The organism is Paenibacillus residui (genome assembly GCF_042677205.1).
Taxonomy (GTDB): Bacteria; Bacillota; Bacilli; order Paenibacillales; family NBRC-103111; genus Paenibacillus_L; species Paenibacillus_L residui.
The window spans coordinates 126,839-139,406 of the sequence record NZ_JBHTIU010000081.1; the positions used below are offsets into that span (position 1 = coordinate 126,839).

Sequence of the window (12,568 nt, forward strand, 5' to 3'; positions counted from 1 at the left end):
TTATACCTGTTCTTATATTTCATCGGTAAACGCGCCTGTCCAAAGGACGGCGATAGCCGTTTATCCTTGGGGTTAAATAATGCGACCTTTGACCGTTCCGGTCATTTAACCAAGAGTTAAAAAAAGCTTGCTGAAAGGGTCGGGCTAAAAGCTTGCCGGGCCGGCGAAATGTTGAAGGAGGATGAATTATGGTTCACGAAACTAAGGGGCACGGGTACAACCCGCTCGCCATTGAACCTAAGTGGCAGAAGTATTGGGACAGCAAGAAAGTGTTTAAAGTATTGGATGATTCGGATAAACCGAAATTTTATGCCTTGGATATGTTCCCTTATCCGTCCGGTGCGGGACTTCATGTCGGACATCCGGAAGGATATACGGCAACGGATATTATCTCCCGCTATAAGAGAATGCGCGGCTACAACGTCCTCCATCCGATGGGCTGGGACGCCTTCGGTCTTCCGGCTGAACAGCATGCGTTGGATACCGGCCAGCATCCGCGCGACATAACGTTCAAAAATATTGACAATTTCCGCCGACAGATCAAATCTCTCGGATTCTCATATGACTGGGATCGCGAAATCAGCACGACGGATCCGGATTATTATAAATGGACGCAGTGGATTTTTGTTCAATTATATAAACGAGGACTCGCCTATATGGCCGAGGTTCCCGTTAACTGGTGTCCGGCATTGGGCACGGTTCTGGCCAATGAAGAGGTGATCGACGGAAAGAGTGAGCGCGGAGGTCATCCGGTCATTCGCAAGCCGATGCGTCAATGGATTCTGAAAATTACCGAGTACGCCGACCGGCTGCTCGAAGATTTGGAAGAGCTCGATTGGGCCGAAAGCATCAAAGATATGCAGCGGAACTGGATTGGAAAATCCAAAGGAGCGGAAGTCCGCTTTGCCGTTGATGGCCACTCCGGAGAGGAGATTGTCGTATTCACGACCCGCCCGGACACCTTGTTCGGCTCCACCTACTGTGTATTGGCACCCGAGCATCCGTTGGTAGAACGGATTACGACGAAGGAACAGATACAGGCCGTTAAGGAATACAAGGAGAAAGCCGAACGCAAAAGCGATCTGGAACGAACGGACCTGGCCAAGGAAAAGACGGGAGTATTTACCGGAGCTTATGCGGTCAATCCGGTCAACGGGGCGAAACTGCCGGTATGGATTGCCGATTATGTGCTTGCCGGTTACGGAACAGGCGCGATTATGGCGGTGCCCGGCCATGACCAACGGGACTACGAATTTGCCAAACAGTATAATCTTCCGATCATCGAAGTGGTGAAGGGCGGCAATTTGGAGGAGGAAGCCTATACCGGAGACGGTGAGCATGTCAATTCCGGGCTGCTGGATGGACTCCGTAATGAAGAAGCCATCGCCGCCATGATCCAATGGCTGGAGGAGAACGGCAAGGGCGCCGGCAAGGTTACCTATCGTCTTCGCGATTGGTTGTTCAGCAGACAACGTTATTGGGGCGAGCCTATTCCCATTCTGCACCTCGAGGACGGCACTATGAAGACCGTTCCGGAAGAGCAGCTGCCGCTGGTCCTGCCGGATGTCGATCATATCACACCTTCCGGGACCGGGGAGTCGCCTCTTGCTGCAGTGGAAGAATGGGTGAATACAGTAGATCCCGAGACCGGAATGAAAGCGCGCCGCGAGACGAATACCATGCCTCAATGGGCGGGAAGCTGCTGGTACTACTTGCGCTTCATCGATCCGCATAATGATAAGGAGCTTTGTTCCTTTGACAAGCAGAAGGAATGGCTGCCCGTCGATTTATATATCGGAGGGGCGGAGCATGCGGTGCTCCATCTTCTCTATGCACGGTTCTGGCATAAAGTGCTCTATGATTTGGGCGTCGTCTCCACAAAGGAACCATTCCAGAAGCTGGTCAATCAAGGGATGATTCTTGGAGGAAATAACGAGAAGATGAGCAAGTCCAGGGGCAATGTTATCAATCCGGATGACATTGTGGGCAAATACGGCGCGGATACGCTGCGTATGTACGAGATGTTCATGGGACCTCTGGAAGCTACCAAGCCGTGGAGCGAAAACGGGGTGGAAGGAACATATCGCTTCCTGAACCGCGTGTGGAGATTGTTCATCCAAGAAGATGGTTCTCTGAATGCGAAAATAACCAAAGAGGATTCCAAGATAGACGATTCATTCCGAAGAACCTGGCACAAGACGATCAAGAAGGTAACGGAAGATTACGAGGCGCTGCGTTTTAATACGGCCATCAGCCAGCTGATGATATTTGTTAACGAGGCTTATAAAGCGGACAGCTTGCCATGGGAAGCCATGGAAAACTTTGTCCAGATGCTCTCTCCAATCGCCCCTCATATTGCGGAAGAATTATGGGAGAAGCTCGGTCATACGGATACTTCGATCACTTATGTCCCATGGCCCGTTTACGATGAGAAATGGACCGTAGAGAATGAAGTGGAGATCGTCGTACAGATCAACGGCAAAATCGTCGACAGGCTTTCCGTTCCGAACAATCTGGATCAACAGGGGATGCAGGAAGCCGCCCTTGGATCGGATAAAGTGAAGGAGGCCATGGCCGGCAAATCGGTGCGAAAAGTCATTGCCGTTCCAGGTAAGCTTGTCAACATCGTGGTCGGTTAACAGGGACCACTAAGGACCGTGCCAACTGTGAAGTCATGCCGATGGAGGAAGATATCGGCTTGACTGAACCTTGGCATGGTCTTTTTTTACCACAATAGAATTTATAAGTTATTGCGTCCTGAATTAATTCAAATTCTATTTGGCGATAAAAACATCCTCTAAACGTGTTCGCTCATCCATGAAATACTCCGATAGGAGTTTTTCTCATTCGGCAGGCCGGGGCAACAATGAAGCTACTTTAGCTACATCTTCATCATATTTTGCATGGGTAATCCGAAAGAGCTGATTGAACATATCCTTCAGTTCCTTTTCCATCAGACGGAGCCCTTCGGCAGTAATGCCCCCCGGAACACTGACCCGCTGCCGCAGCGTCTCGGGAGTAAACCCGCCTTCGGTCAACAGCTTGCCTGTACCGACAAGCATTTGGGCGGCGAGTGCCGAAGCCTGCTGCTCGTTAATTCCGGTTTCTTCTACGGACGCGCGAATGAAATGCTCGAGAAAATATGCCAGGAAAGCCGGTCCACAGCTTGAAATATCCGAAGAGACGCGGGTGAGCTTCTCTTCAATTTCAATAGGCTGCCCTATATTTGCAAGCAGGGTCAGCAAATCATCACGACCTGCTGCAGAGACTCTCTCCCCGAACATGCACAGTAACGCTCCGCCTAAGGTGAAATTGGTAATGCTTGGTATTACCTTGGCGATTTGGCAGTTCAGAAGCTGCTCCAATTGTCCGAGCATCACCGGGCTTGTTATGGAAACCACGATTTGCGACGGATCGGTAAAGTCCCGAATTTCATCTAAAACCTTCTTATATTCCATTGGTTTAATGCAGAGAAAGACGATTTCGCTTTCGAGTACAACTTCTTTATTCGAACGCGCGATGCGCAGACCTGGATAACGTTGGGCGAGCTGTTCAGCTTTGGCTGAAGTACGGTTGAAAGCGGTAATTTCCTGAGGCAGCAGCGCCTCCGAGCGAAGGAATGCTTCTATCAGCATACTTCCCATACTGCCGGTCCCGATGAATCCCGTATTCATCATGAACCCCTCCTTGACCAGTGATATACGTGCGGCAATGCTTTTATAAGTATATGCGGGTGATGAGGGTTGCATTCCTATAATCTGGTAATCGATTTAAGAGAAGGGACGGGGATTAGGGAATGGGGGAGAAATTGATACGATTTGGGCGGAGAAATCCGAGCCGGGGATTGTCTTTTTGTCCAAGCGTGATATAATAGTGAATAAATGGAAATGTGCGGAAGAACCGCCCTGACGGATCTTGCTTTAAGCAGGATCCCAGGGCGGTTTTTGCATTTTCGCAGCATGTATCCAATCTTGCGAAGGGCTTGTCCCGGCATTCAGCGGGCAAGTCTGATTTACAATACTGGAGGTAGCGATAACTATGGACAGATGGTTCGGAACGAAAGGGATCTGGTTTTTTTCATTGATGCCCGTTGCCTTGCTTGGATTTTTATTGTTTACGAGATTGTATGATGCCGGGGAATGGGAGCCCTTCAGCGCAGTCAATGATGAAGTGAAGTCTTTGCTGGCCTCGGATTGGGCGGGTTCTGCAGATAAAGGCCAATCGTTGAACTCGGGCGGAGAAGGAGGCAGCCAAGCTCCGAATCCCTCTGCCGCCCCGGATGCTACAGGCAAGCCTGCCGGGATGACGAGCGATTCCGATTCGCAGGCGGCCGCCGTTGAAGATTCTAATGGAGCCTCAGCTGCTCAAGCTCCGAATGCAGGTAGCCCGCCCCCTAATGGTGTAAATCCGGGGTCTACGCATCAGCCATCGGCGGTTTCCGCGGACTCGTCCTTGATTGATATCAATACGGCTTCCGTTACGGAGTTAACGGCTTTGCCGGGAATAGGTCCGAGCAAGGCTAACGCTATCGTAACGTACCGCCAGCAGAACCAAGGGTTTAAATCCATTAACGATCTTATGGAAGTGAAAGGGATCGGACAGAAAACCTTCGAGAAGCTGAAAGATCTGATTACGGTGAGCCCTTATCCCGCCGCTTCTGATTGAGCCATTATCCTTCCGCCCGGCCTAACATTTATAAAGAAGGATTTGTAGGGAAATCTCTTTTATTTTTGTATAAATTGTGAGAATATAGGATTAGGCTACTAAAAAGGGAGGAATTCATTGAAATGTCAGAAGAACGTCAATTAGCACTGGAAACTTTGGCGATTCACGCCGGGCAGGAGATCGATCCGACAACACTGTCCAGGGCTGTGCCGCTTTACCAAACGACATCCTACGGTTTCCGCGATACCGATCATGCGGCCGATTTGTTTGCCCTTAAGGAATTCGGCAACATTTATACCCGCCTCATGAATCCGACTACGGACGTGTTCGAGAAGCGTGTGGCCGCTTTGGAGGGCGGAGTGGGCGCTTTGGCGACAGCCTCCGGTCAGGCTGCCATTACATACGCCATTCTTAATATTGCCGGCTCCGGTGATGAAATCGTATCCTCATCCAGTTTGTATGGCGGAACTTATAATCTGTTTTCGACAACGTTATCTAAAATCGGAATTGACGTCAAATTCGTGGATTCTTCCGATCCCGAAAATTTCCGCAAGGCCATCACTCCCAAGACTAAGGCGGTGTTTGCCGAATCGATCGGGAATCCGAAGGGCGACATTCTGGATATAGAAGCCGTTGCCAAAATCGCTCACGAGAACGGGATTCCTCTTATTGTCGACAATACGTTCCCGAGCCCTTACTTGCTGCGTCCGATTGAGCATGGAGCCGATATCGTGGTTCATTCCGCGACCAAGTTCATCGGCGGACACGGAACATCCATCGGAGGCGTTATCGTGGACGGCGGCAAGTTTGATTGGAAAGCGAGCGGCAAATTCCCGGGATTGGTTGAACCGGATCCGAGCTACCACGGTGTAATTTATACGGACGCGGTTGGCCCGATGGCTTATATTATCAAGGCCCGTGTTCAATTGCTGCGTGATATGGGAGCCGCCATTTCTCCATTTAACTCGTTCCTGCTGCTGCAAGGACTGGAGACCCTCCACTTGCGGATGGAGCGTCACAGCAGCAACGCACTTGAAGTTGCCAAATATTTGGAGGCGCATCCGTCTGTTGAATGGGTCAACTATCCCGGGCTGCCAAGCCACCCCTCCTATTCGCTGGCACAGAAATATTTGCCGAAGGGTCAGGGAGCGATTATGACCTTCGGGATCAAGGGAGGGCTGGAAGCCGGACGCAAGGTGATCAACCATGTCAAGCTGTTCTCCCATCTGGCGAATGTTGGAGATTCGAAGTCGCTGATTATTCATCCGGCAAGCACAACTCACCAGCAGCTTTCAGAGGAAGAGCAGCGTTCGGCCGGTGTAGCTCCCGGCATGATTCGTCTTTCGATCGGTACAGAAGCGATTGCCGATATTCTGCATGATTTGGAACAAGCGATCCAGGCCAGCCAGAAGTAGGAGCAGACGATGAGCACTCGTAAAGATTGGGATACCTACTTCATGGATATTGCTTACATGGCCTCTACTCGATCCCAGTGTCCCCGCCGGCACGTAGGAGCTGTGCTTGTTCAAGGCAAGAAGCTGTTGGGGACGGCTTACAACGGTGCACCGATGGGAGTTCCGGATTGCTCGGAAGCGGGCTGTATGCTCGTTGAGGAGTATGAGATGACTAACGTTGACGGCGAAGAGCGGATGGTCAAGAAGCAAAGATGTATTCGGACGATTCACGCCGAACAGAATTTGCTGCTCTTCACCGATCGGACGGACCGTGAAGGCTCTACGGTTTATGTTACCGATCAGCCCTGCTGGACGTGTTCCAACATGCTCGCGAATAGCGGGATTAAGGAAATTGTCTATCACCGTCCCTATCCTAAGGACGCCGATAAAGTAATGGAATTAATGCAAGCAAGGGGAATTGTATTCCGCACTCTGGAACGTTATGAGCCTCCCGCGGATACCGTTATGAACGTTACAGATTGACGAATCTGTCGGCCTACGATTTAGTTGTGCCGGACCTGCGGATGTTAAGAAGCCGTTCAGAATGAATTCCTATAAAAGTATATAAATGAGGAAGAACCTCTTTTATCGCGCTAAGCGAAGAGAGGTTCTTCTTTTTTGATAATTTTATAAGTTTCGGGGCTCCCCGCAAAGTACTGTATAAACCTTTATCGAAGTAAAGTCATGAAGAGCGACCGCGTTTAGAGGAAAGTTTAGACGCCGACTCCGTTGGAGTGGGGACGGAATACGCTTCGAAGGTCACACGTCACTTTGTGGGGTTATGAAAGGGGGGAGCATTTTGGTGCAGTTGGTATACAGCAGACCGCTGCTTACCGTTGCTTGTCTTTGGGTCATTGGAGGAGCGGCCGCCCTTCAGCTTGAGCATATAGGCATTCCATTAATAGCCGCCTTGTTGGCGGTAGCGTTAACCGCAAGTTTGTGGCTGCTCAAAATACCGGCGCGCAAACCGCTTTCCCTGATCCTGGTGCTGTTTACTTCCTTCAGTTATATTCAATGGTACGATGAGCGGAACCATTCCTCCTTGGGAGAAGAATGGGCAGATGCGGAAGTGAATATATCCGGCCAAATTATTTCTCCTGTGACCGTTGACGGTGACCGCGCCTCCTTCACGGTTAAGGTTCGGGAAATATCCGCTTTATCTCCGCTTAATTCGCAGGAGGCTTCGGATACGTTAAGTCCAATGCCGCACCTGCGGGAGAAAATGCAGGTATCGATTCGGCTCGTGAAGCCATCGGAGCAGGCCAAAGCCTCTCAATGGAACAGAGGGAATGAAATCAAGTTGGCCGGAAAGCTGCTTCTGCCGTCAGGAGCAAGAAATTTCGGCGGCTTTGATTACCGCAGTTATATGCGGTTTCAGCATGTTCATTGGCAGATAACGGAGAAGGGAACGGAACGGATAGTTGTAACGGAAAGCAAGCATTGGGACAGGATGACTGTTCTCCGCTGGAACGATCAGTTCCGGGCCCGTCTGGCCGGTGTATTGGACGGGCTGTTTCCGGATAACCAAGCCGGTTATATGAAAGGAATGCTGGTTGGGCTTCGCGAGGATCTGGACCCGGAACAATTCCAGCAATTTTCCCAGCTTGGGCTGACTCATATTTTGGCTATATCAGGACTGCATGTGGCTGTTTTTACGGGCGCAATACTAACGGTTCTTGGCTGGCTCGGACTGACCAGGGAGACGAAGCTGCTGATCGCGATTCTCCTGCTTCCCTTCTATATTGTTGTAACCGGTTCGGCCCCCTCCGTCGTTCGGGCAGGCATTATGGCTATGATGGCGCTATACGCTGCGAGAGCAAACAAACTTAAAGACGGACTCAGCTTGGTCAGTCTGGTCGGACTGCTGATGATCGTTTGGAACCCTTATTATTTGGTCAATGTCAGCTTTCAGCTTTCTTTTCTGGTGACGATCGGGCTTATTGTCGGCGTTCCTCGGTTAAATGCCTTTTTGCCTAACCGCTACCCTGCCTTGAGCGGAGCGCTCTCGGTGACTTTGGTGGCACAAGCGGCTTCCTTCCCGCTCTCGGTTTACTATTTTAACCAATTTTCGCTTTTATCCTGGTTGGCTAATTTTATTGTTGTTCCGGTTGTCAGCCTGGCGGTCATCCCTTTAGGCTTCGTCTCCCTCGTCATCGGTTCTTTGTGGAGCACGGTTGGCCAATGGCCGGCCTGGGTGGTGGTACGAATTAATGACCTGTGCTTTGGACTGGTCGATTGGCTGGACGGCTGGAGGTCGTTTCATCTTATTTGGCCTTCCCCATCTATTTGGTGGATGCTGGCGTATTATGGATTATGGGCTGCGATAATGATCCAGGCCAATCGGGTTCGGCAGAGGAGGAGGGAAGCGAACGGGCCGATGTTAACCGTCGAACCGGGGACCTCCGAAATATCTCATAGGCGCAGACTTTATGCGCTTAGCGCTGTTCTGCTTCTCCTCCTTTTATACGGTTATAGCCCCGATTTTTGGAAGAGGGAAGGGGTCATTCAATTTCTGGATGTTGGCCAGGGGGATTCGATCCTTATTCGTACACCGGAACACAGGCATATCCTGATCGATGGAGGGGGGACGATGCGATTTTCCAAGCCGGGAGAAGAATGGAAGCAAAGATCGCGGCCTTACGAGGTCGGGGAGAGGTTGGTTGTGCCGCTTCTTAAACAAAGAGGAGTTCATCGCCTGGATTGGCTGATCATTTCTCATGCGGATACGGATCATATCGGCGGGCTGCAGGCTGTCATTGAGCAAATCCCCGTGGACCGTCTGTTGTTTAACGGGAGCTTGAAGGATAATGAAGGCACCCGTAAATTATTCCAAACGGCACTGGATAAGAATATTCCCATGTATGCTGCGGAAGCCGGACAGAACATCCCGCTGGACCGGTATTCAGCGCTGTATCTTCTCTATCCTGACCATAAGAAGGATGAGGGGGTTAGTTATTCCGCAGAGCAAAATGAACATTCCGTCGTGTTTATGCTGGACATGTATCAAGCGAGGGTATTGTTTACCGGGGATGTTGAGAAGCTGGGGGAATATGACATTCTGCATTCGCTGAAGGAGAGCCGTCTCGGCCCCCATAGCGGAATAGACGGGGCTGCCCTGGAGGAGAGATTGAGGCCTGTCGATGTGCTGAAGGTGGCGCACCACGGCAGCAAAACATCCACTACCGAGCAGTGGCTCGATTATTGGCAGCCTCACCATGCGGTCATTTCCGCCGGGGTCAATAACCCCTATAGGCACCCTTCCCCGGTGGTTGTGGAGCGACTGGAAAGCCGCGGCGTAAATCTGTTTCGAACCGACCTGCAAGGGGAGGTGCAAATGATCATCCGCAAGCAAGGCTACCGTTTCCGGACGATGCTGCAGTAAACGAATGAGTGCCGATGGGAACGATGACCGCCAACGTGTTGAAAGGGATAGTGGGTGGAGCGTACTCAGAGTATAGGGGGCTCGACGCTCATGTTATGAGCTTTTCTTACTTTATTGCAATTGTTATTGAAGTATCTATCACCTTCTCCTCGCCATTAGAGTTAAAGCTTGCTTTGACGCCAATTTCATAATTTCCGGGACTTAATGAATCGGGAGCCGGGAAGTTTTCCAAAAAGGCCCTGTAGTCTTTTAGCCCGCTTTTATCGTAGTTGTATGCCGGGACTAATCCGGAAGGAAAGCTCTTTTTATATTTTTGATTGGGTGTAATAGATTCAGTAGTATTCGAATCCAAGGTTGCCATTTCCCGGTAATTTCCAACATCATCTTTGATATAGTACACAATTAGCGGGTTGGCATGTTGAACTTCTATTGTTGTACTTCCCGAATAAGTAAGCTCTGCCCATATATTTATGGCTTCATCATGGGTGTATTCTTTTTTGTGCGAGGCAAGAGAAAGAGAGAAGGGCCCCTCTTGTTTAACCGAGTTTAATTCAGAAAAGCGATTTTGATCTTCGGCATATTTTATGGATATTTGATTCAATTGCCCATCATAGCTTATTTCTCCGCCCATGTTTTCTACGATGTACCGAATGGGGACATAAGCATGGCCATTATAGTTCAATATAGTGTACTCTTGGCTGAGTTCTTTGTTTTGGCCATTAAATTCGATCTTAACCGGAAATAAGAGTGCTTGAACATAATCAGAAGCATAAGCAACTGATGCTCCTAGAGAGACAACCCCGGCACAAGCGATACCAATCCAAAATTTTTTCATGGAAATCCTCCTTTTTATATAATGAATGTAAACTTCTTAACTCAACTTTCGCAGGGTAAGATCGGCTTTTTAGGTTGATGTGATGAACAAAAGATAAGCTCGGTTATAGATATTGCATAATAGAGAACATCACTTCGTTTGCTCAAGGGGGGCGTTGTAAAAAGCAACGTTAGCTAAAGCTGTAACGGTTGCTACCACAGTCGTTATTCCCGCAATAATGCATGCTCAGAAATTCTAACGGTTGCCATCGCCGCTATATGTGTCTTTTTCATCTCAAATCTATGAAAAACATCGAAATAACATCATCTGCAACCGTTAGATTTTGAAAATGGATAAAATCAGCGAATTAACGCCCACGGCAACTGTTAGACAACGAAAAACCAGACCGGATCAGACGGCGGAAATCACTAAGTTAGATCGGCATCACTGAATAGCTTAAATTGCCTAATCAAAATTAAAAGAAATCAGCGATCTCAAGCTGCGAAAGTGGAGTTCTTAACTTAATACTGCAGAATGATCAAGGGACTCTTCTTGCTTAGATGTTTAACGATCTTCCGAAGACTAATTAGATCCAACTATTCGGTTGTCGTAAAGAAAGCTCTTCTATATATAGACTTGAAGATACTTATTAATGTTCCGGGTATTCTGTTTAAGTTCATTTTTATTTGTAAAAATCGTGGCGAGAAAAAAAGTATCCTTTGGAGGAAAATCAAATTGATTCACTTGAAAATAAATCTGGAGTGAAATTGTTTATTTTCTATTGATTTGGCTTCTTCGTAGGAATTTGCCGGGGCGGAAATGAAAACATGGTCCACTGAAGCAATTTCCTTGGAAACACTAATATTCAACCGATCCAATTCTTATAGAATGACACCAAGGCTACTGCACACAGTATGATTACTGACAAACAAATGGACAACCTAATCAGCATACTTTTTCTTGACGAGTTCATGCAATCCCTCCTTGGGAAAATTCCGTATACTTCCTCCTTTCTCCAACATCTGACAAGTTTTCATTGCTCTAAAATTACCAAAATGTTACAGTTAATACTAAGGTAAAAACGGCAAAAGTGAAAGGCAAATTGGAGGTAAGGAGTGAGTCCAATCAAACGTAACATTCCCTTTATTCAAATCCCCTTGCCGGAATGGTTTGAGCCGGTAGTGCGGACTGTTTGGGATAAAATGAAGCGCGATTCCACAGGACATGATTTTTTCCATGCGGTTCGGGTGATGGAACTGGCTGTGGAGATGTCGGACGAGCTGGCTGTGGATCGTGAAATGACGATGACCGCAGGGTTGCTGCATGATTATTATCGTGAAGAGGAGAAGGAAAGCGGCCTGCTACACTATGGACCGGAAGCGATGGAAGGGCTGCGTCGGGAATTCGGGTCGCTGATTATACCGAATTTGGGCGAGGAGCGGTTTGAACGAATGATAGAGGCCATCTCACGGCATGAAGAGTATCCGTTCGCCTTCAAAGCTTCGAATGCTCCGGCCGAATTATCGATCGAGGCTCAAATTTTGCAGGATGCGGACCGCTTGGATGCGATTGGGGCCGTCGGCATTGCCCGCACGTTTATGTTTGGCGGAGCACATGGTTTGCCGCTGGCCGAGGAAGCGGATCGGACAGAAGGCCCGGGAACCTTCGACCCGGGACAACGTCCGCAAGGTTCGGTATATCGTCACTTCTACGAAAAGCTGTTATTCCTTGCCGACGGCATGCATACGGCTCCCGGTCGTCGAATCGCTTCCGAACGCCATACATTCCTGATAAGCTTCCTTAAACAATTGGAGAAGGAGCTTAGCTTGGGAACGCCGACGATCACCCATTAGAAGTTTGGAACGCAAAGGTTTAGGGCGAGCAGGAAAAGCCGACCTGGACAAGCCTCCTTGGCTTGTCCCTGCGTGCGTTGCGGGTTTCGCGGCGAATGGCGGATAGTCAGCCCAAAAACTAGAAAATAGCAAACTATTTTATGGCCGTGACCGATATGAGGTCGAACTGTATTTTATACAGGTAAAGTCTTGTGTTTTCCGAAGGCTTCAACTACCTGTAAAATCTGTACTTAGAATTGAGTTTTTTTGCTGTAATCGCTCTTTTTACTCAAACTAGCTGTAGGTTTGAGACTGTCGATTAATGGTATGCAACCAAAGATCATGCGAAAATCCTGCACGGTTTTGGTTTTAACGGAACCAGATGACCTTAATCGCTCCAAAAGGGCCTTTCGGTCATTTT

The 12,568-nt window shown here is 48.9% G+C and carries 8 protein-coding genes; 6 read left to right on the top strand and 2 right to left on the bottom strand.

The window, feature by feature from the left end; all coding sequences use genetic code 11:
• Window positions 1–188: 188 nt before the first annotated feature.
• The gene (gene leuS / locus ACFQ03_RS20290; protein WP_379290521.1) at window positions 189–2,639 is read left to right on the top strand and encodes a leucine--tRNA ligase; all 2,451 of its coding nucleotides are present in this window, start codon (window positions 189–191) and stop codon (window positions 2,637–2,639) included.
• Window positions 2,640–2,843: 204 nt separating this feature from the next.
• Here leuS and comER read toward each other — a convergent pair whose 3' ends face one another.
• Window positions 2,844–3,674, bottom strand: coding sequence for a late competence protein ComER (gene comER / locus ACFQ03_RS20295; protein WP_379290574.1), 831 nt, complete (start codon window positions 3,672–3,674; stop codon window positions 2,844–2,846).
• A gap of 364 nt (window positions 3,675–4,038) precedes the next feature.
• On the opposite strand from comER, the gene ACFQ03_RS20300 reads away from it, so the two are divergent.
• The 4 genes from ACFQ03_RS20300 to ACFQ03_RS20315 all read left to right on the top strand — a co-directional run bounded on the left by ACFQ03_RS20300 (window position 4,039) and on the right by ACFQ03_RS20315 (window position 9,501).
• On the top strand, window positions 4,039–4,665 hold the full coding sequence (locus tag ACFQ03_RS20300) for a ComEA family DNA-binding protein (protein WP_379290523.1): 627 nt from the start codon (window positions 4,039–4,041) through the stop codon (window positions 4,663–4,665).
• 122 nt (window positions 4,666–4,787) lie between these two features.
• Window positions 4,788–6,080 carry a homocysteine synthase gene (locus ACFQ03_RS20305; protein ID WP_144934032.1) on the top strand — a complete coding sequence of 431 codons (1,293 nt, stop codon included), beginning with the start codon at window positions 4,788–4,790 and terminating at the stop codon, window positions 6,078–6,080.
• 9 nt (window positions 6,081–6,089) lie between these two features.
• Window positions 6,090–6,602 carry a deoxycytidylate deaminase gene (locus ACFQ03_RS20310; protein ID WP_150959244.1) on the top strand — a complete coding sequence of 171 codons (513 nt, stop codon included), beginning with the start codon at window positions 6,090–6,092 and terminating at the stop codon, window positions 6,600–6,602.
• Window positions 6,603–6,921: 319 nt separating this feature from the next.
• Window positions 6,922–9,501 carry a DNA internalization-related competence protein ComEC/Rec2 gene (locus tag ACFQ03_RS20315; protein WP_379290576.1) on the top strand — a complete coding sequence of 860 codons (2,580 nt, stop codon included), beginning with the start codon at window positions 6,922–6,924 and terminating at the stop codon, window positions 9,499–9,501.
• Between the two features lie 106 nt (window positions 9,502–9,607).
• Here ACFQ03_RS20315 and ACFQ03_RS20320 read toward each other — a convergent pair whose 3' ends face one another.
• Complete coding sequence (locus tag ACFQ03_RS20320; protein ID WP_379290526.1) at window positions 9,608–10,336, bottom strand: stalk domain-containing protein; 729 nt, start codon at window positions 10,334–10,336, stop codon at window positions 9,608–9,610.
• Window positions 10,337–11,430: 1,094 nt separating this feature from the next.
• Between ACFQ03_RS20320 and ACFQ03_RS20325 the strand changes: the two genes are divergently transcribed.
• On the top strand, window positions 11,431–12,168 hold the full coding sequence (locus ACFQ03_RS20325) for an HD domain-containing protein (protein WP_379290528.1): 738 nt from the start codon (window positions 11,431–11,433) through the stop codon (window positions 12,166–12,168).
• The last annotated feature ends 400 nt before the right edge of the window (window positions 12,169–12,568 follow it).